Raw genomic sequence first — 19,548 nt, 5'->3', positions numbered from 1 at the left:
CCGCCGATCGGCCCCCGCACGTCACGCCTCCAGGGCGTCGAGCACGGCGAGCTGCTCCATGACGCGGTCGGCGGACCAGGTGTCGAGCCAGGCCGCGAAATCCCCGCCGTAGGCGCGGGGGACGGACTCCACGCGCATCACGAGGGTGAGATAGACCCGGTAGAGGGCGAGGCGGACACGGGCGCCGCTGTCGAGGGTCAGCGCGGGGGTGACGGAGCGGTAGCCGGCCAGGAGGTCGGCGTCGTCCTCGGCCGCGCCGAGCGGGTCGAGTCCGACGAGTTCGGCCAACGGATCGCCGAAGAAGGCGCGTTCGCCGTCGATCAGTCCGCTCAGGTGCCACGGGCCGTTCCCGGTCCGGGCGAGGACGACGTTGCCCTCCCAGGCGTCGAAGTGGACGAGGGCGGGACGGCGCACCTCGGCGAGCCGGTGGCCGAACCGTACCGGCAGCCCTGCGAGGAACCCGGCGGGGGCGGGCAGGGCGACGTCGAACCGGTGCGCGTCGGCGAGGACCGCGTGCAGCATGGCGGTGAACGCGGTCGGCCAGCCGGGAGCCGACAGCCCAGCGGTGGGCTGCGGATATCCGTACGCGGGACCGGTGACGGTCGCGATCCGGGCCAGGCCCTCTCCCAGCTGACGGCGCAGCCCCGCTCGATCGGCCGGGGTGAGCCGGTCGCGGGCTGCGTCCCAGGTGGTGCCGTCGACGTAGGAGAGGAGCAGCCACTCGGCGGGGGTGCCGGGACCGGCGGGCTCATGGTGCAGGACGGTGGGCACCCGGGCGCCGGTCCTGGCGGCGAGACGGTGGAAGAGGGCCTCGGTGCCGAGGAGGCCCCGCTCGTGGGTGAGGGCGGGGGCGCTCGCCGGAGGCGCGGTCTTGAGCACCAGGTGCCGCCCGTCGGAGAGTTCGAGCAGCCGGGCGGAGTTGTAGAGACCACCGGTGAGGGCGGTGCCCCGGACGACCGTCGCAGGGTCGAGGACGTGGCGGAGCCGTTCGGCGGCGAGCTCGTCGGCGTTGTCGGCCCCCGGGGGAGGGGACGGCGCGGCGCTGGCGGTCATGGGGGCACTCCTCCAAGGGGATGCCTGGCGAAGGGAAGGGGTGGAGGCGGTGAGGGAGAGGAGGTGGAGACTCCGGAAGGCCGCCCCGGTGGTGCCGGGGCGGCCTTCCGGGGGATCGCGAAGGGGCTTCCGGTCAGCCCGCGTTCGCCGCGCGGTGGGCGCGGACGATGTCCGCGTACCGGCGTCCGCTCGTCTTCACGGTCCTGCGCTGCGTGGCGTAGTCGACGTGGACGAGGCCGAAGCGCTTGTCGTAGCCGTAGGCCCACTCGAAGTTGTCCAGGAGCGACCAGGCGTAGTACCCGGCGAGCGGGACGCCCTTGCGCAGCGCGCCGGCGCAGGCGGCGAGGTGCTGCTCCAGGTAGCGGGTGCGCTCCGGGTCGTGGACCTCGCCGTCGGGGCCGACGGTGTCGGGGAAGGCCGAGCCGTTCTCGGTGACGTACAGCTTCCGTATGCCGTAGTCCTCGGTGAGCCGCAGCAGGAAGGCCTCCAGGCCGCCGGCGTCGATCTGCCAGTCCATGCCGGTGCGGGGGACGTCGGGGAGGCGCACCTCGCGGGCGTACGGGGCGGGTCCCGTCGGGTCGTCGGCGACGGTGACCGGGAAGTAGTAGTTGAGGCCGTGCCAGTCGAGCGGGGCGGCGATGGTCTCCAGGTCCCCGGGCTGCTCCGGCAGTTCGACTCCGTACAGCTCGCGCATGTCGGTGGGGAAGCCGCGGCCGTACACCGGGTCGAGCCACCAGCGGTTGGTGTGGCCGTCGGCGCGGGCGGCGGCGGCGATGTCCTCGGGCCGGGTGGAGGCGGGCGCGACGGTCGAGTGGTTGGTGACCAGGCCGATCCGGGCGCCGGGGGCGGCGGCGCGGATGGCCTGGGTGGCGAGGCCGTGCCCGAGGAGCAGGTGGTACGAGGCGCGGACGGCGGCGGTGAGGTCGGTGAGGCCCGGGGCCATCCGCCCCTCCAGGTGGCCGATCCAGCCGGAGCAGAGCGGTTCGTTGAGGGTGGCCCACTGGGTGACGCGGTCGCCGAGGCGTTCGGCGACGACGGAGGCGTAGGCGGCGAGGTGTTCGGCGGTGGCCCGCTCGGTCCAGCCCCCGTGGCTGTCCGTCACCCGGTCCTGGAGGGCCTGCGGCAGGTCCCAGTGGTAGAGGGTGACGGAGGGGGTGATGCCGGCGTCGAGGAGTCCGTCGACGAGCCGGTCGTAGAAGTCGAGTCCGGCCGCGTTGACGGGTCCGTCGCCGTTGGGGAGGACGCGCGGCCAGGCGACGGAGAGCCGGTAGGCGTCGGTGCCGAGGCCCTTCATCAGGGCGATGTCCTCGGGCCAGCGGTGGTAGTGGTCGCAGGCGGTGTCGCCGTGGTCGCCGTTGTCGATCGCGCCGGGGACGCGGGAGAAGGTGTCCCAGATGGACGGAGCCCTGCCGTCCTCGGCGACGGCGCCCTCGATCTGGTAGGCGGAGGTCGCGGTGCCCCAGGCGAAGTCCGGCGGGAAGGCCTCCAGGTCGAGCGTGGTGCGGGAGTCGGTGGATTCGGACACGGGGAACCTCTTCGTGATGGGTATGGAGAGGGACGTCACTTGACCGCACCTGCGGTGAGGCCGGCGACGAGATAGCGCTGGAGGAGGAGGAAGCCGACGACGACGGGGACGCTCACCACGAGGGAGGCGGCCATCACCTGGTTCCAGTAGACGTCGTTCTGGGTGGCGTACCCCTGGAGACCGACAGCGAGGGTGCGGGTGGTGTCGTTGGTCATGACGGAGGCGAAGAGGACCTCGCCCCAGGCGGTCATGAAGGCGTAGACGGCGACGGCGATGATGCCCGGGGACGCGGCCGGGACGATGACGCGGAACAGCGCGCTGATCGGCCCGCAGCCGTCGACCTTGGCGGCCTCGTCGAGCTCGCGCGGGATCGAGTCGAAGTAGCCGGTCAGCATCCAGATGGAGAACGGCAGCGAGAAGGTCAGATAGGTGAGGATCAGGCCTTCCCGGGAGCCGAAGAGGGCGATGCCGGTGGCGTTGCCGATGTTGACGTAGATGAGGAAGAGCGGCAGCAGGAAGAGGATGCCGGGGAACATCTGGGTGGACAGCACCGTGACCGTGAAGACCCGCTTGCCGCGGAAGGTGTAGCGGCTGACGGCGTACGCGGCGAAGATCGCGACCACCACCGAGCACACCGTGGCCGCGCCCGCGACCACGATCGAGTTCACGAAGTAGTCGGCGAGCGGGACGGTCTCCCAGATGTCGACGTACGGGCGGAGCGTGAGCCCGGAGGGGATCCACTCGAACTTCCCCGACACGTCTTCCAGCGGCTTCAGGGAGCTGGAGACCATGACGTACACCGGCAGCACCACGAAGGCGGTGAGCAGGGTGAGGAAGATCCGCCGGGTCCAGAGGAACGAGCGGGGCGCCGCCATGGGGGAGCGCGGAGCCGCGCGTCGGGATGCGTGCTCAGACATCGGAGGTCTTCCTTCCGCGGCTGGTGAGCAGGAGGTAGACGCCCGTGACGACGAGGAGGAAGAGCAGCAGGAGCACGGACATGGCCGAACCGGTGCCGAAGTTCCAGGTCTGGAAGGACGACTGGTAGATGTGGAGCGAGATCAGGTCCGCCGACTCGGGCGCCGCCTTGCCGAAGAGCACGAACGGCGTGTTGAAGTCGTTGAACGTCCAGAGGAACAGGACGAGCACGAGGACCTGGTTGACGGAGCGCAGCGACGGCAGGTTGATGTGCCGGATCTGCTTCCAGACGCCGGCGCCGTCGAGCGCCGCCGCCTCGTACATGTCCCGGGGGATGTTCTGCAGGCCGGCCATGACGGTGAGGAAGGCGAAGGGCCAGCCCTTCCACACGGAGACGACGAGCAGGGTCCAGAAGGCGTTGTCGCCGATGAGCCAGAAGGCGGGGCTGTCGCCGATGCCGAGCTGGTCGTGGAGGACGTGGTTGATGAGGCCGTTGTCCCGCTGGAACATGAACGCCCAGGTGATGACGGCGGCGTAGACGGGCAGGGCGTACGGGACCAGGAACAGGGTCCGCAGGAAGCCGCGGCCCTTGAAGTTCTCCTGGAGGAAGATCGCGGCTGCCGTTCCGAGGAACCAGCACAACCCCACGGAGAGGAGGGTGAACAGACACGTCGTCAGGAAGGACTTGAGGAGCGCCTGCCCGACGGGGGCGTCGAAGTCGATCGCGACGGTGTAGTTGTCGAAACCCGACCAGGGAGCCTCGCCCCAGTTCCGGATGTAGAACTGGGTGAGCTCCTTGAAGCTCATGGCGATGCCCATGAGCATCGGCACGAGGTGGACGAGGAGTTCGAGGAGCAGGGCGGGCAGGAGCAGCAGGTAGGGCAGTGCGATGCGGCGACGCCCGGAGCGGCGTGGTGCGCGTGCCTCTCCGGGTGTGGCCTTGCGCACCGCCGGCTCGGTCGGGTGAGCGACGGCGGTTTCGGTCATGGTGCGGCGGCCTACTTCTTGGGCATCTGCTGCTGGGCCTTTTCGAGCTTGGCCTTCACGGACTCCGTGGTGACCGGACGGCCGGCGGCGGCGTCGGCGAACAGCTCCTTGACCGCGGTGCCCACGACCGTCTCGAACTGCGACTCCTCGGGCACCTGCGGCAGGGCCGCGGCGCTGGTGGCGAGGGTGTCGCGGATGACGGCGAGCGACGGGGCGCCGAAGCCGGGGTCCTTCTGGGCGCTCTTGACCGGCGGGACGGAGCCGTACGCCTTGTTGAGGACGATCTGCTCCTCGTCGCTCGTCATGTACTTCACGAACTTCAGCGCGCCGTCGAGGTTCTTGGTGTTCTTGAAGACGGCCATGTTGATGCCGGCGACCATCGAGTTGGTCTGGGCGCCCTGACCGGGCTTGCCCGACGGGACCGGGGCGGGAGCCACGCCCCACTCCTCCGGGCCCATGCCCTGCGAGGAGAAGGTCTGCGACGGGGTCTGCCACAGGACCATGCCGGTCTTGTTCTTGGCGAAGTCGCTGAGGGACTGGTTCTGTGCGTACTCGGCGTTGCCGGGGGCGACGATCTTCTGCACGGCCATCAGGTCGATGTACTGCTTGACGGCGGCGACGGCACCGTCGGACGTGAAGTCGGGCTTGCCGTCGGCGGTGAAGAAGTCGGCGCCGTGCTGCTTGCCGAGGACGAAGACCTGGTGGATGTTGTTGGAGAGGTTGGAGCCCTCGACCCCGATGCCCGCCTTGCCGTCCTTGCTGAGCTTCTTGCCGGCCGCGATCACCTCGTCCCAGGTGGTCGGCGGCTTGGCTATGCCCGCGTCCTTGAACATCTGCTTGTTGTAGTAGAGCGCGTAGGCCATGGAGTAGAGCGGGACGGCGGCGGGGTCCTGGCCGGGGAGGCCGGTGGAGCCGAGTGCGGAGTCGACGAAGCGGTCCTTGCCGCCGATGGCCTCCAGGTTCTTCGCGTCCCAGGGCAGGAGGGCGCCGGTGGACTGGAGTGACGCGCTCCAGGTGTTGCCGATGTTGAGGATGTCCGGGCCCTGGCCGGAGGTGGTCGCGGTGAGGATCCGGTTGAGCAGGTCGGACCACGGGATCACCTCCAGCTTGACCTTGATCCCGGTCTCCTTCTCGAACTGGTCGAGCTCGGGCTGCAGGACCTTCTTGTCGACCTCCAGGCTGGCGCCCTGGTTGGAGGCCCAGTAGGTGAGGGTCTTCGGCGCCGACTCGCTCCCTTCACCGCCGCCGCAGGCGGCGGCGGTGAAGGCGAGGGAGAGGGTGACGACACCGGTGACAGCGGCTCTGACTCTGCGCATGGCTCCTGGGCCCTTTCGGGGACGAGGGGATGGCCGATGTGGTGGGCGACTGGAGGCCTCGCCGTGACATCGGCTTAATTTAGGATGTGAGTTAAACCCCATGAGAAGGTCGCGTCAAGGCTTGTACTGCGGGTATGTTGCAACGAACGACTTCAGAGACGGGGACCAAAGTGCACGCGAGAACTGGCCGCACGGTGCGTGACCTGCGGCGCGAGAACCGCACCGCCGTTCTGCGCAGGCTGTACTTCGACGGACCGATGAGCCGCCTCATGCTCGGCCCGGCGACCGGACTCAGCTCGGGCTCCGTCAGCAACGTGGTCGCCGAACTCGTCGCCGACGGCCTCGTCGAGGAGGCCGGCAGCGTCGACTCCGCCGGCGGGCGCCCCCGCACCCTCGTCAGGATCACTCCCGCCAGCGGCTTCATGATCGGCGTCGACATCGGCGAAACCCGGGTCAGGATCGAGCTCTTCGACCTCACTCTCACCGAACTCGCCCGCACCGAACGCCCGTTGGCCTGCTCTGGGCCCCGCACGGCCCGCTACGACGTCGATCTCGTCGTCGACCATCTCCGCGAGGGCATCGCCGAGGTGCTGCGCCTCGCGGACGTACCGGCCGACCGCCTCATCGGCGTCGGCGTCGGCGTCCCCGGCATCGTCGCCCGCACCACCGAGGACGGAGCCGTCGTGCACGGCCAGACCGTCGGCTGGGACGCCGTCCCCTTCGAACGCCTCCTCCGCGCCGCCGTCGACCTGCCCGAGTCCGTGCCGTACTGGATCGACAACGGCGCCAAGACCCTCGGCCAGGCCGAGATGTGGTTCGGCGCCGGCCGGGGCGCGCGCAGCGCCGTGGTGGTCCTCTTCGGCTCGGGCGTCGGCGCGTGCGTGGTCACGGACCCGATGGGGCCGGGCCGGGCGATCGAGTGGGGTCATCTGACGGTACGGGTCCGGGGGCGCCGCTGCCGCTGCGGCGCCCAGGGCTGCCTGGAGGCGTACGCGGGAGCCGAAGCCCTCCTGGAGCGGTGGCGGGAGGCAGGCGGAGTGCCCCCGGCGGGCGCGGACGAGGAGACGGCGCTGACGGCGATGCTGGCGGCGGCGTACCCGGCGGAGGCGGAGGCGGAGCCCGACGCCACCGCGGTCGCCGTCCTGGAGGAGACCGCCGAGTACCTGGGCGCCGGATTCGCCGACCTCATCAACCTCTTCCAGCCCGAGCGCATCCTGGTCGGCGGCTGGGCGGGACTCCAGCTCGGCGCCCGCTTCCTCGAAACCGTGTCCGGCCACGCGCGTGAGTACGCGCTCAAGTACCCGGCCAGCCGCACCGGCATCGGTCTCGGCACCCTCGGCCCGGAGGCGGTCACGGTCGGCGCGGCCCTGCTGCCGCTGGTCGACTTCTTCGCCCAGGGAGGCCGCCGCCCCGAGAGCAAGCCCACCACCCCCGCCCCCGCCTGGCAGTCGGCCCTCCAGGACAGGGTCTCTCCCTGAGGCGGCCGGTCCTCCCACGGTGGCGAGAGTGAGGGGTTCGGTGCGACGACCGTCGTGATCGTTCCGGCCGGCTCGGCGATGCCCGCCGCGGACCGGCCCGCCCGGCCACCTCGGCGATGCCCGCCGCGGACCGGCCCGCACGCCGGGCCGGTCCCACGTCGTCACGGTCCCCTGCGTGGCCGCTGCTCGGGGCCCGGCCCCGGTGAGCGTGCCGGCCGAGCGTTGGCCCGACCGGGTCCTCCGTACGGGCGTCCGTCGGTGTCGCCCCTCGGCCCGCCGCCGCTCCGGTGAGGATCGGGCCATGGGCGTCGTCCTGCCGGTCCTCTTCTCGCTGTTCGCCGCGTTCAGCAACGCGCTGGCCACGGTGCTGCAGCGGCGTGCGGCGCTCACCGTCCCGCAGACCGACTCCTTCCGGCCCGGACTGATCCTCGACCTGCTGCACCGCCCCCTGTGGCTGGCCGGCATCCTCGCCGTCATCGCCGCCGGTGTCGGACAGGCCGCCGCCCTCGCGACCGGGCCGCTGGCCCTCGTGCAGCCGCTCTTCGTACTCGAACTTCCCCTCGCCCTGCTGATCGCCACCCTCCTGACGCGCGAACGACTGCCCGCCCGGCTCTGGGCTGCCGTGGCAGGGGTCGTGCTCGGCCTCGGAGTGGCGCTCGTGGCCGCCTCGCCCACCGGCAACCGCACCCGTGTGGAACTGGACCGCTGGGTACCGGTCCTGGTGGCCTGTGCCGTCGCCGTGGTGGCCCTCGCCGTCATCGGACTCCGCAGGCCGCCCGGCCGCGCGAGGGCCGGCTGTCTGGGCGCCGCGACGGCGATCTGTTACGCGCTCACCGCCGCCCTCATGAAGACGTCCATGCACATCCTCGGCGACGGCGGCATCGGCGCCTTCCTGACGGCCTGGCAGACCTATGCCTTCTGCGCGGCGGGGATCGCGGCCCTCCTGCTGCTCGAACACGCCATGCAGGGCGGTCCGCTCGTCGCCTCGCAGCCCGCCCTGACTCTCGGCGACGCCACCGTGAGCCTGAGCCTCGGCGTCCTGCTGTACGAGGAGCACGTACGGGCCGGCTGGTGGCTGTTGCCCCAGCTGGCGGGCATCGCCCTGATCGTCCTCGGGGTGTTCACGCTGGCTCGTAGCGGAGTCGCAACGACCTGATCCCGACCGGAGCGGTGACACCGGTCCCCGCCGCCTGCTTGGCGAAGCCGCGCGTGACCGCCAGAAGGGCTGTCTTGGACATGCCGTAGTGGATCATCTCGGCGGGGATCACCACCGCCGAGTCGCTCGCGATGTTCTGGATCCGCCCCCAGCCGCGTTCGCTCATGCCGGGGAGGTACTGGCGGATGAGCCTCACCGCGGCCAGGACGTTCACCTCGAAGTAGCGCCGCCACTCGTCGTCGCTGATCTTCAGCGGGTCGGCCTCGCCGAAGATGCCGAGGTTGTTCACCAGGATGTCCACGTGCGGCAGCACCTCGGCGGCCAGCCGCGCGCCTTGCTCGGTGGCGACGTCGGCGACCACCGGAACCAGATCCGCGTCGGGGGCCTCGGCCCGCATGCTCGCGATGGCCTGCTCGACGCGTTCCTCGGTCCGTCCATTGACGCCGACACGGGCTCCGGCCCGAGCCAGACCGGTGGCGATGGCGGCGCCGATCCCCTGGGTGGAGCCGGTGACCAGCGCGGTGCGTCGTGTCAGATCGATGAGCATGGCCGGGCGGGCTCCTTGCAGAACTCGATGAGTGCGTCGGTCACCACTTCCCGTCCCCTTTACCCGCACGGTGACAGAGAGCATCAGAAATCCCTGCATCACCCTTCGTACGGCCCACTCGGCGCGGCACGACGGCGCCCGGGGAAGACATGGTGGCCGAACGGAGTTGACCTCCTTGTCGTTGCACTCGGAGGAGAAGGAGCCGTCATGGCGGGAGCGTTGATCGTGGGGGCGGGGCCGGGGATAGGGCAGGCGGTGGCGCGGCGGTTCGCCCGGGAGGGGCTGCCGGTCGCCCTGATCGCGCGGACGAAGGAAACGGTGGTGGCGGCGGCCGAGTCCATCGGCTCTCTGGGGGTGCGGACCGTGCCCCTCACCGCCGACGCCGGCGACGAGACGGCCCTGCGCGCCGCCCTGGACACCGCCGCAGGTGAACTCGGCGAACCGGACGTCGTGGTCTACAACGCGGCCGTCATCCGACCCGACGCCGTCGGTGAACTCCCGCTCCGCGACCACGCGGACACCTACGCGGTCAACGTGCTCGGCGCCCTCACCGCCGCCGCACACATCCTGCCGGGGATGGCACGGCGCGGACGGGGAACCTTCGTCGTCACCGGAGGGATGCCCGAGATGAAGCCGCAGTACGTGAGTCTGTCCCTGGGCAAGGCCGGGGTGCGGGCTCTGGTCGAACTGCTCGACGCCGAGTACGGGCCGTCGGGTGTGCACGTCGCCACGGTCACCGTCGGCGGAGTCGTCGCACCCGGGACGGCGTACGACCCCGACGACATCGCCGAGCACTACTGGCGTCTGCACACCCAGCCGCACGGCCAGTGGGAGCGCGAAGTGCTCCACTGAGCGTGCGGCTGGGTGTGCACCGGGTTTCCGACCTGCCGGCAGCACGGGTCGGCACGGCTCAGTAGCGGAGCAGCCCCGCGTCGATCCGCTCCCAGGCTGCCCGCAGCTCGCCGAGCCGCGCCGGCTCGAACGCTGCCCGGTCCGCCTGCTCGCGGGAGTCCTCGGACAGATGGAAGAGCTGGTCGCGGCCGGTCTTGCCCCGGTAGTACTTCCAGTCGCCGCGGCGCAGCGCCCGCTCGCCCCGCACCCGCCAGAAGAGATCCCGCTCGGGCACATCGGCGCCGCGGAGCAGGTGTCCGGCGAGGCTGGTGCCGTCGAGGGGGTACGCGGGATGGGGGCGGGCTCCGGCCAGGTCGAGCAGGGTCGCCGTCCAGTCGGGCGTGAACACCGGCAGGTCGCTGACCTGGCCGCCGTCGATCCTGGCGGGCCAGCGCAGGATCGAGGGGACGCGGATGCCGCCCTCCTGGAGCGAGCCCTTGTTCCCGGCGAGCGGCCAGTTGTAGGAGAAGCGCTCTCCGCCGTTGTCGCTGGCGAAGAAGACGAGCGTGTCCTGCTCCTGGCCGGAGCGCTTCAGCGCCTTGAGGACCTGCCCGATCGAGCGGTCGAGGTCCTCGACCATCTCCTTGTACTTGCTGACGGAGCCGCCGTCCTGGTGCCAGAGGGCGGAGCGGTCTCCGGCCTTGATGCGGCGGACGATCTCGTCGCTCGCCTCCTTGTCGCCGTCGGCGATCCAAGGCCAGTGCGGGGTGGTGAAGTTCAGGTTGAGCAGCCAGGGCTTGTCGTGGTCGCGGCTGACGTACTCGCCGGCCCGCTCGGTGAGGATCCGGGTGTAGTAGCGCAGGTCCTTGTACTCGGCATCGCCCTCGTAGAGGTCGTACTCGCCGCCGAGGCCGAGCTTGGAGTAGTACTCCAGGGCCCCGCCGAAGTTGCCGAAGAACTCGTCCCAGCCGGAGCGGGTGGGGGAGTAGTCGGGCAGGTAGCCGCAATGCCATTTGCCGATGAGGGCGGTGGCGTACCCGGAGTCGCGGAGGAGCGAGGCGAGCGTCGGATGCGTGGGGTCCAGGCCGACGGACTTGTCGGCGATCGGCTCGGCCAGCCCGCCCTTCGTACGGCCGGGGTAGCGGCCGGTGTAGAGGCTGAAGCGGGTGGGGGAGCAGGTCGCGGAGCCGGAGTAGGCGTCGGTGAAGCGGACGCCCTCGCGGGAGAGACGGTCCAGGTGGGGGGTGCGGATGTGCGGGGAGCCGTACGAGGAGAGGTCGGCCCAGCCGAGGTCGTCGCCCAGGATGAAGAGGATGTTGGGCCGTCGTGAGTGGCGGCGCGGCTGCGCGGCTCGGAACGGCCGCTCCCGCGGGTCGGCCGCGGGGGCCGCTTGTGCGGCGGACGCGGTGGCTCCGAGAGCGGCGGCGGCCGCGGCACCGGCGGCGACCCCGCCGAGGGCACGGCGGGACAGGGGCGTGGACATACAGGTCTCCAGGAGGGCGTGCAGGCATGCCTCCGAGGCCCGGCGGGCGGGGCGAGCGGAGGAAGCGTGGGTGCGGGGCGAGTGGAAGAGCGGCCGGTCAGGGGCAGCGACAGACAGCGCTCGCGACACGGACGAGGTCCACGTGTCGGCGCTGGACGCGGGTGACCGAGCGGTCACGCAGGGGCTGCATGGGCCAGGAGTCTTGCCGAGACGGAGGGGGCCGTCAACGGCGTACGGGCAGGTCGACGCGCGTAGTTCGCATGATCGAAATGCCGGCGAACTCGCAGGATCTGCGTTCTGTGCGTCACGTCGCGCGCGGCTGTCGGCCCTGTTCCTTCTCCCACGAGTCGGATGGGCAGGTACGGCTCAGGTGGACGGCCCGGTGGCCGACCTCAGGTCGGCTTGCGCCACACGGAGATGTGCTTCGCGGAGCGTGCGGCGTTGCGGAAGCACTCGACCTGCTCGTCCTGCGTGAGGAGGTTCGTGATGGTGTTGTGGACGAGATGGACCAGGGTGAACTCGCCGGGAACGACCGTGGTGGCCATGTCTCCGATGGTTACCGGGAGCGTGTCCTCGTCGGTCTTGCGCCGCGGCACCGCTGCCATGTGCTCGGACAGCTCGATGCCCACCACCTGCACGCCGCGTTCCCGGAGCGGGACACCCACGCGTCCGGTCCCGATGGCGAACTCCAGTGCCCGGCCGTCTCCGGCGAGTTCGGCGAGGAAGACGAGAGTCGGTCCGAGAACGGCGGCCGAGAACGGGGGCCGAGGACGTCTCGGTCTCCTCGACGTCGTAGCGGTCGGCGGTCGCCCGGGTCCACAGCTCACTGCTCGTCACGGGCGGCCACGCTGCTTGTACCGAAGGACGCTGTCGACGCATATACCTTCTCCTGGGTGCGTGTCCGGGAGGCTGATCGAACGAACCGAGACACCCTGCGCGCCGAACCGTCCGTTCCTCTGGACCACCCCTCGCGCCGCTGCCACCATGCCCCCATGCGCTTACGCCCTTTGCGGATCGCCGCCCTGGCCCTGCTGTTCCCGCTGGTGGGCTGCGGCTCGACCACCGATGACGACGGCGGCCGAAGGGAGACGTCCCCGACATCCTCCGGTAGGCAGTCGGCGCCGGCGAAGGCGAAGGCGAAGGCGAAGGAAGTGCCACGTCCCGGCGATCAGACGGTCACCATGACCTGGAAGGGACAGGAGCGCGTCTACACGGTCCACGCGCCACCCGGTTACACGCCGAGCAAGCCACTCCCTCTGGTCGTCGTCATGCACCCCTACCCGGCCGACGGCGCGTACGCCGCCCGACTGACGGGCTTCGACGCCAAGGCCGACGAAGAAGGCTTCCTTGTCGCCTATCCGAACGGAGTGAACCAGGGCTACAACGCCCTCGTCTGCTGTGGCAGCGAGGACGACGTCGGTTTCATCGGAGCGATGACGAAGCGCCTGGTCGACACGTGGAAGGCCGACCCTCAGCGCCTTTACGCCACCGGCATCTCCAACGGCGCGGACATGTCCTTCAGACTCGCCGTCGAGCTCCCGGGCACGCTGGCCGCGATCGCCCCGGTCAGCGGCGGCTACATCGGCACGGCCGCGCAGAATCCCGCGTACGTGCCGAAGACCCCGGTGTCCGTGGCCACCTTCGTCGGCGGTCGTGACGCGTACTACGAGCAGTTCGAGCAAGGGATCAAGTCCTGGTCAGCACGCCTGGGTTGCAGATCGGGCAGACCCGAGACGGTCAAGGGCGCCAACACGCGCACGCGGGCGACGTGCCGCGACACGTCGGAGATCCTGACGTACCGCCTCCCGGACATGGGCCACAACTGGCCGGGCAGCAAGGACCCGAGGATGGGCGAGGCAGCGACGGGCATCACCGCGACCGATCTCATCTGGGACTTCTTCGACGCACACTCCAAGAAGTGAGTCAGCTGTGTCAGCGCCCTCTGGTCGTTGCCCCCTGGCGACTCTCTGACGGATGACCCCGGTGCGATGAGTCGTTAAATGCCCTGGCGGTCCGGCAGGACCGCCAGGCACCGTTGCACGTACCCATGAGTCCGTGTCGCCGGCGGGTGCGGTAGGCGGCCGGCCGGTGGACGGGGCCGAGTCGCGCGTCATGGCCGTCGGCCAGACCCGGGGGGTGAGGCGCGGGCGGCGACGCGTCGGGCCGAACGGTCGCACCGCTCTCGCCCGACGCCGCCGCCCTCGGGGCGCATGTCGCGCCCGTTGGGTGAGTACGGGTCAGCCCACGGGCGCAGCCGTGTCGCCGGCCTCCGTGACGGCCGGGTGGACGGTCTCGGCGGGCGGGTCGGCCGTGCGCCGCACCCACAGCCAGTACAGGGCCGCGGTGACCACGAGCCCGACGATCCACGAGATGTCGGCTCCGTCGAGCCTCTTGGTGAGCGCGCCGGTGTACAGCTTGGTGGCCAGGAACGGGATCTGGACCGCGACCCCCACGACGTAGCAGGTCAGGGCAGTGACGTTCCAGCGGCCGTAGCGGCCGTCCGGGTCGTACAGGGCGGGGATGTCGACGCGTTCGCGGGAGACCAGGTAGTAGTCGACCAGGTTGATCGCACTCCACGGGGTGAACACCATCAGGATCAGGAGCACGAAGTTCTTGAAGTTGCTCAGGAAGTCGTCGCTGGCGGCCAGCGCGATGACCATCGACACCGCGGTGAAGCCGACGATGTAGGCGGCGCGCGCGGCGGCGGAGATGCGTGAGCGGCCGTCGAACGCGGTGACGGTGGTCAGGATCGACATGAAGCCGCCGTAGGCGTTGAGGCAGTTGACCGTCAGCTTGCCGACCACGATCACCAGGTAGATCAGGAAGGCGAGGGCCGCGGGCCCGGCGAGGTCGCCGAGGAAGCCCACCTGGTCGCTGAGGAAGGTCTTGCCGGCGACGGCGGCGGTGAGCGCCCCCAGCGTCATCGCCCACTGGGAGCCGATGACGGAGCCGGCGAACGTGGACCAGAACGTCGCACGCGTACTGGTGTCGCGCGGCAGGTAGCGCGAGTAGTCGGCGACGTACGGGCCGAAGGTCAGCTGCCATCCGGCGCCGAGCCCCACGGCGAGGAGGAAGGTCGCCGTCTCGAAGCCCTTGTTCCCGATGTGCGCGCCGACGTCGTACTGCGTGAACAGCCGCACCAGCAGGTAACCGAGGCCGAGCACGCCGACGACGGTGGCGATGCGGCCGGCGATGTGGATGAGGCGGTAGCCGGTGACCGCGACCACGGCGGTCAGCGCGCCGAAGAGGAGGATGCCGGCGTCCGTGTTGTCGATGTGCAGCATCTCGGACAGCGCCTGGCCGGCCAGGACGCTGCCGGTCGCGGCGAAGCCGAGGTACATGAGGATCACCAACAGCAGCGGCAGGACCGCCCCGTGTACGCCAAACTGGGCGCGGCTGGAGATCATCTGCGGGACGCCGAGCCGTGGTCCCTGCGCGGAGTGCAGTGCCATCACGATGCCACCGAGCAGGTTGCCGATCAGCAGCGCGGGTATCGCCCACAGCGCGTCGGCGCCGAAGACGACGGCCAGCGCGCCGTCGACGATCGCGGTGATCTGCATGTTGGCGCCGAACCACAAGGTGAACTGGCTACGCGGCGTGCCGTGCCGCTCGGCGTCAGGGATGACCTCGATGGTGCGAGTCTCCATCGAGAGTCGCTCCCCGGGGATGTGCTGGACCGGCATGGTGAGACCTCTCCCGCAGCGATTCCGGTGTGCCCGGACGCAGCGCAGCCGTTGACAGTGCTGCGTGCGCCGAATCTCGCATAGGGTTGAACAGGTAGCAAGATCCTGAATGGAGAATTTCAAAGGGTTGTCCGCAGCCTGTGGCCGGCCTGCCGCACCAGTGCCGGCCATGAACACGGGGGAAGACCCGGACGATTGAGCCTCGTGCTGACTGAAGTCCCATGTCAGCACCTGTTCTCACCCATCCCGTGCTGAGATTGGTGCTGACCACAGCGCGTAGAACTCACGATCCGCCCCCACCGGAAAGGCCCCCTCATGCAGTTCGTCCTCGATCCGCCCCGCGGCGTGGCTTCCGTCCCACGAGCCCCCTACATGCCCGGTGTCACTCTGGCCTTCACTCGGGATACCTCTCAGGAGGTGACGAGGGACGAGGACGGCCTGCCGGTCTCCTTCACCTCCGTGCTCGTGGCCGACGAGAAATACCGGGAGAAGTGACGACGATCAGGTGCCGGCATCCCTCGCGCCCTCAATGCGCCGACCTGAAGAGGTGACTACAGAGGGTGGCCTGACCTGCGGCTTTGCTTTTTCTGGAGCTTTCGCGGTGACGCTGCTCCGTGCGGTCGATGCTCCCCGGCCGCTCCCCGGAGCGGCTTCGTTCTCCCCGGGTTCTCCGTTGCTGACAGCCCGCCCCCGGACCGGCGCGGCGGCTGCCGTGGAGTGCGCGGCGTACTCCGGCATAGGAGCCTGGTGGTGTGGTGAAGCCAAGGGAGACGGCGACCGGCGCGTACCGGCGGAGCTGGTTGCGTGGGGCCCCGCCGCCTCGCTGGGTGCGGGTCCTGCCCGTGCTGCTGCTCGTCGGGGTCGGTGCGGCCTCCCTCACCGAATCCGTTCCGGTGGACATCGGCTTCCTGCTCGGCGCGGTGCCTCCGCTGGCCGTTCTGGCCTACGGACCGTTGGCCACGGCGTTCCTCGGTGCCGCGACGATCGGGCTGCTGACCATTCCCTTCTTCCATCTGGACCAGCCCGGCAACACCGACCTCTTCACCCTCGGCTTCGTGGCGACCCTGAGCGTCTTCGTCTCCTTCGTACGGGGGCGCCGGGACGAGCAGCTCGACCTGGAACGTACCGTCGCCGAGACGGCCCAGCGGGCCATCGTTCCGGATGTACGGCGGCGGGTCGGGCCCGTGCGCTGCGCGAGCCTGTACCGCGCCGCCGAGCGCGGCACGCTGGTGGGAGGCGATTTCTTCGACGTCCGGCCCGGCCCCCACGGGGTGCGGGCGGTCCTCGGCGACGTGCAGGGGCACGGTCTGTCGGCCGTCGCGACGGTCGCCTCCGTCATGGGTGCGTTCCGCGAGGCCGTGCTGGACGATGCGGACGCGGAGTCGATCGCGGCGCGGCTGGACCGCCGGCTCGTGGTCGACTCGGCGCGGAAGGAGCACGCGGAACTCTTCGCCACGGCCGTCCTCCTGGACTTCGCTCCGCGCGGGCGGCAGGTCCGCGTCCTGGCCTGCGGGCATCCTCCGCCGGTCCTGCTGCGCGGCGGAGCCGTGAGCACCCTGGAACTCGATCCCGGGCCGCCCCTGGGGCTGGGCCTCGCCGACGTCATGCCCGGAACCGCCGCCACGGCGACGCTCCTGCCGGGGGACCGGCTGCTCCTGGCGTCGGACGGTGTCCTGGAGGCACGGGACGCCTCCGGCGCCTTCTACCCCTTCGTCGAGCGTCTGGCAGCTATGACCGGTGTCGGCCTGGACGAGCTGCCCGACGAGATCTGGGCCGACCTGAGCCGCTTCGCCCCCAAGATCCAGGACGACGTCACGCTCCTGATCCTCACCTTGGACACCTCCGGGCCGGGCTGACGAGACAGAGCCCCGGCGCCGCGAACGACCGGCCGTGAGCCCCGGCACCGGGCCGCGTCACCGGGGCGCACGCCTGGCACCGAGGAGGTCGCGGAGGAGTGTGCCTCACCGGCCCACCGGTAGGGGCTCGTCCCGGCCATGCCTGACCGGGGCGTTCCACCTCCGGGTGTAGAGGCGTGCGAGCCGCAGTGCGGTGAGGGAGACGCCGGCGACGGTTGCCCCGCAGAGTGTGGCGAACACGTCGGGTGTCCAGATCCACAGGGCCCTGGGGCCGATGAGGGTGAGAGCCGTGGTCAGCGCGATTGCGGGCAGGGTGCCGGCCAGACACCACAGGACGGTCGGGAGGATCCGGAAGGCTGTGGGGCGGCGCAGGAGTCGAATGGAATGGAAGGTCTCCAGCAGGAGACCGAGGGTCAGGGCGGTGAGGCCCCAGATGGTGATGGAGTAGGCCGCGGCGGAGGGCGCGTCGGTGGGGGTGTCGCTGCCGGCCAGGATGCGGGCGGCGCCGAAGCCGACCTCCATGACGGCCTCGTCGTGGAGGAGGCCGTGGAGGTTCTGCTGGAGGACGAGGGCGATGTTCTGCTCGGGCAGGAGGAAGAGCATGGCGGAGTAGCCCGGTGTGGCGCCGGTGTGCCAGATCGCGGTGTCGAGCGGCGGCTTCAGGCCCCCGACGCGCCAGCCGAGTCCGTAGCCGGTGCCGGCGCCGGACGGGTGGAGACGGCCCGGTTCCCGCATGAGGCGGACGGACTCGGGAGTGAGAACCGTCGCCCCGTTGCCGGCCTTCCCCGATCGGAGTTGGAGGGAGGCGAAGGCGGCGAGGTCGTCGAGGTCCCCGCCGGTGTACCCGTAGGCGGCGCCCGCGTCGTCCACACCGTCGACGATGGCGGACGGTACGCCCCACAGGAGTTGGTGTCCGGGCGGCAGGTCGCGCCGGCGGGCGGCTGCCCGGTCGGCGATCGCCCCGTCCATGCCGGCCGGTCCGAGGACGGCCTCTTGGAGATGATCGGCGAAGGAGAGCCCCGTCGCGGACTCGACCACGGCGGCCAGCACGAGGTAGTTGGCACTGGTGTAGGCGTAGGTGCTGCCCGGTCGGCCGAGGGGCGTCACGTCGTCGAGGGCGGCGATGCGCTCCGCCGCACCCGGGCAGTCGGTGTCGACGCAGTCGGCGACCTCGAAGGTGGCTGACTCGGGGAGGCCCGCGGTCTGTGTGAGCAGGTGGCGGACCGTGACCTGAGGGGCGTGGTCCGTGCCGCCGAAGCGGAAGGCCGGAAGGTGGTCGACAACCCGGTCGTCGAGGCCGACGCGGCCGTCCTGGACGAGCGTCATCACGGCGCTCGCGGCGATCGGCTTCGCGACCGAGCCCCACAGGAACGGCGTTGCGGTCGTGACCCGTTCGCCGTGTCCGTCCGTACCCCAGGCGCGCGAGTGGACCGGCCCGTCGGGTCCGACCACGGCGTAGGCGAGTCCGGGTGTGCGGGTGGCCTTCATCCGCTCGCGCACGTAGGCGTCGATCGTCGCGAAGCGGCCGGACGGGGCGGCGTCGGCACCGGCCGCCGCCGGGGCCTGACCTAACGTCACGAGGCAGAGCAGGAGCGCGGCGGCGGCCACGCGTCGGAACGAGCTGGGCATGGCGGTACTCGGCCTTTCATCGGACGGAAAGATAACCGTATGGAGATACGGTTATAACCGTACGCTGGTACGGTTATCAAGTGCCGAGAACCGCTGATCACGAGGAACGCCACCGCCAGATCGCCGACGCCGTAAGCCGGTTGATCGCGGAGCACGGGCTGGACGCCGTGACGGTCGCCCGCACGGCCGCCGCCGCGGGCATGTCCGTCGGGCTCGTCCAGCACTACTTCCGGAACAAGGACGAGATGCTCCTCCACGCGTTCCGGCAGGTCTCGGCCCGTATCCGCTCACGCGTCGAGGAGAGCATCAGGGACGGGGTCGAGCACAGGCGGCCGATCGCCCGGGTGATGGCCGAGGTGATGACCGAGTACATCCCCCTGGATGAGGCCCGCCGTGCCGAGTACCGGGTCGCCCGCGCGTTCGCCGGCCGTGCCCTCGATGCCCCCGCCCTCGCCGAGGTGGATACCGAGACCGCCCGGAGGCTGCGCGAGGACATCGAGCGGGCCGTCCACAACGGCAAGGAGTGCGGAGAGGTCGACGAGGGCCTGGATCCGGTGCCGGCCGCCGTGCGTCTGGCGGCTGTGATGGAAGGCCTCGCACTCCAGGTCTATCGCGAGCCCGACGGCGTCGCGGGAGTGCCTGCGGCCCGGTTGGTGGGACCCGTGCTCGACGCCGAACTCGCCGCCGTCTTCACCGGCGAGTGCCGCCAGTACGCGACGTAAGGGAGCCGGTTCTCCGACCGGAGAGGTGCCCTCGGCAGTCTCCGACCGGAGAGGTACCCTCGGCGACGGTCAGGGCGGGGGGAACGCTCTCGGTGTTGGCGGACGTGTCCGGACGCATGCTGTCCTCGCCGGCGTGACGGAGTAGTTCGGCCCAGGTCGTCTGGTAGTACGCGGTCAGGGCCCGGTGGCGGCGGTCCTCCTTGGCGAGGCCGAAGGCCTGGGCCGTGCGGTCGATGAAGCTCTGGTGGTCCGTCCACTCCAGACGGGGCCGAGCGTCACCCTTCCGATCACGAGACGCTGCCCTCACCGATGGGCCCGATCGGGCCAAGGGTGAAGGTCCAGAAAGATTCTGATGCATCGTCAAGTG

At 70.7% G+C, this 19,548-nt stretch carries 16 protein-coding genes and 2 pseudogenes; 7 read left to right on the top strand and 11 right to left on the bottom strand.

What is annotated here, in order from left to right:
• Positions 1 to 21: 21 nt before the first annotated feature.
• The 5 genes from OG514_RS36335 to OG514_RS36315 form a co-directional block, all read right to left on the bottom strand.
• Positions 22 to 1,053, bottom strand: a complete 1,032-nt coding sequence (locus OG514_RS36335) for a phosphotransferase family protein (protein WP_266902139.1) — start codon at positions 1,051 to 1,053, stop codon at positions 22 to 24.
• 133 nt (positions 1,054 to 1,186) lie between these two features.
• Positions 1,187 to 2,578, bottom strand: coding sequence for a GH1 family beta-glucosidase (locus tag OG514_RS36330; RefSeq protein ID WP_266902137.1), 1,392 nt, complete (start codon positions 2,576 to 2,578; stop codon positions 1,187 to 1,189).
• A gap of 35 nt (positions 2,579 to 2,613) precedes the next feature.
• Entirely contained in the window at positions 2,614 to 3,453 is an 840-nt protein-coding gene (locus tag OG514_RS36325; protein WP_323181684.1) for a carbohydrate ABC transporter permease, read from the bottom strand.
• Positions 3,454 to 3,487: 34 nt separating this feature from the next.
• Positions 3,488 to 4,480, bottom strand: a complete 993-nt coding sequence (locus tag OG514_RS36320; RefSeq protein ID WP_266902133.1) for a carbohydrate ABC transporter permease — start codon at positions 4,478 to 4,480, stop codon at positions 3,488 to 3,490.
• An 11-nt stretch (positions 4,481 to 4,491) separates the two neighbouring features.
• The gene (locus tag OG514_RS36315; protein ID WP_266902131.1) at positions 4,492 to 5,796 is read right to left on the bottom strand and encodes an ABC transporter substrate-binding protein; all 1,305 of its coding nucleotides are present in this window, start codon (positions 5,794 to 5,796) and stop codon (positions 4,492 to 4,494) included.
• Positions 5,797 to 5,966: 170 nt separating this feature from the next.
• Between OG514_RS36315 and OG514_RS36310 the strand changes: the two genes are divergently transcribed.
• Together OG514_RS36310 and OG514_RS36305 are read left to right on the top strand one after the other, a co-directional pair.
• Positions 5,967 to 7,274, top strand: coding sequence for an ROK family transcriptional regulator (locus tag OG514_RS36310; RefSeq protein WP_266902129.1), 1,308 nt, complete (start codon positions 5,967 to 5,969; stop codon positions 7,272 to 7,274).
• Between the two features lie 301 nt (positions 7,275 to 7,575).
• Complete coding sequence (locus OG514_RS36305; protein ID WP_266902127.1) at positions 7,576 to 8,430, top strand: DMT family transporter; 855 nt, start codon at positions 7,576 to 7,578, stop codon at positions 8,428 to 8,430.
• 13 nt (positions 8,431 to 8,443) lie between these two features.
• Here OG514_RS36305 and OG514_RS36300 read toward each other — a convergent pair.
• A pseudogene (locus OG514_RS36300) lies at positions 8,444 to 8,977 on the bottom strand (SDR family NAD(P)-dependent oxidoreductase); the annotation flags it as partial.
• 207 nt (positions 8,978 to 9,184) lie between these two features.
• On the opposite strand from OG514_RS36300, the gene OG514_RS36295 reads away from it, so the two are divergent.
• Positions 9,185 to 9,829, top strand: coding sequence for an SDR family NAD(P)-dependent oxidoreductase (locus OG514_RS36295; protein ID WP_266902125.1), 645 nt, complete (start codon positions 9,185 to 9,187; stop codon positions 9,827 to 9,829).
• Between the two features lie 58 nt (positions 9,830 to 9,887).
• Here OG514_RS36295 and OG514_RS36290 read toward each other — a convergent pair whose 3' ends face one another.
• From OG514_RS36290 to OG514_RS36285, 3 genes and pseudogenes are all read right to left on the bottom strand, one after another.
• A complete protein-coding gene (locus tag OG514_RS36290) occupies positions 9,888 to 11,291 on the bottom strand; it encodes a sulfatase (protein WP_266902123.1) in 1,404 nt (467 codons plus the stop codon).
• 97 nt (positions 11,292 to 11,388) lie between these two features.
• On the bottom strand, positions 11,389 to 11,481 hold the full coding sequence (locus OG514_RS39555) for a putative leader peptide (protein WP_353962716.1): 93 nt from the start codon (positions 11,479 to 11,481) through the stop codon (positions 11,389 to 11,391).
• A 241-nt stretch (positions 11,482 to 11,722) separates the two neighbouring features.
• Positions 11,723 to 12,128: pseudogene (locus OG514_RS36285) on the bottom strand (methyltransferase domain-containing protein); the annotation flags it as partial.
• A 155-nt stretch (positions 12,129 to 12,283) separates the two neighbouring features.
• Here OG514_RS36285 and OG514_RS36280 point away from each other — a divergent pair.
• The gene (locus tag OG514_RS36280) at positions 12,284 to 13,213 is read left to right on the top strand and encodes a PHB depolymerase family esterase (RefSeq protein WP_266902121.1); all 930 of its coding nucleotides are present in this window, start codon (positions 12,284 to 12,286) and stop codon (positions 13,211 to 13,213) included.
• 315 nt (positions 13,214 to 13,528) lie between these two features.
• On the opposite strand, the gene OG514_RS36275 is transcribed toward OG514_RS36280, so the two are convergent.
• On the bottom strand, positions 13,529 to 14,974 hold the full coding sequence (locus tag OG514_RS36275; protein ID WP_266902119.1) for a cytosine permease: 1,446 nt from the start codon (positions 14,972 to 14,974) through the stop codon (positions 13,529 to 13,531).
• 372 nt (positions 14,975 to 15,346) lie between these two features.
• On the opposite strand from OG514_RS36275, the gene OG514_RS36270 reads away from it, so the two are divergent.
• Both OG514_RS36270 and OG514_RS36265 read left to right on the top strand, forming a co-directional pair.
• Entirely contained in the window at positions 15,347 to 15,469 is a 123-nt protein-coding gene (locus OG514_RS36270; protein ID WP_266902117.1) for a hypothetical protein, read from the top strand.
• 257 nt (positions 15,470 to 15,726) lie between these two features.
• Positions 15,727 to 16,830: a PP2C family protein-serine/threonine phosphatase gene (locus OG514_RS36265; protein ID WP_266902115.1), complete on the top strand. Its 1,104-nt coding sequence runs from the start codon at positions 15,727 to 15,729 to the stop codon at positions 16,828 to 16,830.
• 105 nt (positions 16,831 to 16,935) lie between these two features.
• Here OG514_RS36265 and OG514_RS36260 read toward each other — a convergent pair whose 3' ends face one another.
• On the bottom strand, positions 16,936 to 18,459 hold the full coding sequence (locus OG514_RS36260; RefSeq protein WP_266902113.1) for a serine hydrolase: 1,524 nt from the start codon (positions 18,457 to 18,459) through the stop codon (positions 16,936 to 16,938).
• A gap of 80 nt (positions 18,460 to 18,539) precedes the next feature.
• Here OG514_RS36260 and OG514_RS36255 point away from each other — a divergent pair, with 80 nt between their 5' ends.
• Entirely contained in the window at positions 18,540 to 19,181 is a 642-nt protein-coding gene (locus OG514_RS36255; protein ID WP_266902111.1) for a TetR/AcrR family transcriptional regulator, read from the top strand.
• The last annotated feature ends 367 nt before the right edge of the window (positions 19,182 to 19,548 follow it).

Origin of the sequence: Streptomyces sp. NBC_00572 (assembly GCF_026341815.1) — a bacterium.
GTDB lineage: Bacteria > Actinomycetota > Actinomycetes > Streptomycetales > Streptomycetaceae > Streptomyces.
Note: the sequence above shows the minus strand (reverse complement) of the source record. Positions and strands in the feature narration are given on the sequence as shown.

What these genes read in the sequence shown, in the direction of transcription:
- OG514_RS36335 (WP_266902139.1), bottom strand. Translation starts at nt 1,053, where the DNA reads ATGACCGCCAGCGCCGCGCCGTCCCCTCCCCCGGGGGCCGACAACGCC.
- OG514_RS36325 (WP_323181684.1), bottom strand. Translation starts at nt 3,453, where the DNA reads ATGGCGGCGCCCCGCTCGTTCCTCTGGACCCGGCGGATCTTCCTCACC.
- OG514_RS36320 (WP_266902133.1), bottom strand. Translation starts at nt 4,480, where the DNA reads ATGACCGAAACCGCCGTCGCTCACCCGACCGAGCCGGCGGTGCGCAAG.
- OG514_RS36315 (WP_266902131.1), bottom strand. Translation starts at nt 5,796, where the DNA reads ATGCGCAGAGTCAGAGCCGCTGTCACCGGTGTCGTCACCCTCTCCCTC.
- OG514_RS36305 (WP_266902127.1), top strand. Translation starts at nt 7,576, where the DNA reads ATGGGCGTCGTCCTGCCGGTCCTCTTCTCGCTGTTCGCCGCGTTCAGC.
- OG514_RS36295 (WP_266902125.1), top strand. Translation starts at nt 9,185, where the DNA reads ATGGCGGGAGCGTTGATCGTGGGGGCGGGGCCGGGGATAGGGCAGGCG.
- OG514_RS36290 (WP_266902123.1), bottom strand. Translation starts at nt 11,291, where the DNA reads ATGTCCACGCCCCTGTCCCGCCGTGCCCTCGGCGGGGTCGCCGCCGGT.
- OG514_RS39555 (WP_353962716.1), bottom strand. Translation starts at nt 11,481, where the DNA reads ATGCAGCCCCTGCGTGACCGCTCGGTCACCCGCGTCCAGCGCCGACAC.
- OG514_RS36280 (WP_266902121.1), top strand. Translation starts at nt 12,284, where the DNA reads ATGCGCTTACGCCCTTTGCGGATCGCCGCCCTGGCCCTGCTGTTCCCG.
- OG514_RS36275 (WP_266902119.1), bottom strand. Translation starts at nt 14,974, where the DNA reads ATGCCGGTCCAGCACATCCCCGGGGAGCGACTCTCGATGGAGACTCGC.
- OG514_RS36270 (WP_266902117.1), top strand. Translation starts at nt 15,347, where the DNA reads ATGCCCGGTGTCACTCTGGCCTTCACTCGGGATACCTCTCAGGAGGTG.
- OG514_RS36260 (WP_266902113.1), bottom strand. Translation starts at nt 18,459, where the DNA reads ATGCCCAGCTCGTTCCGACGCGTGGCCGCCGCCGCGCTCCTGCTCTGC.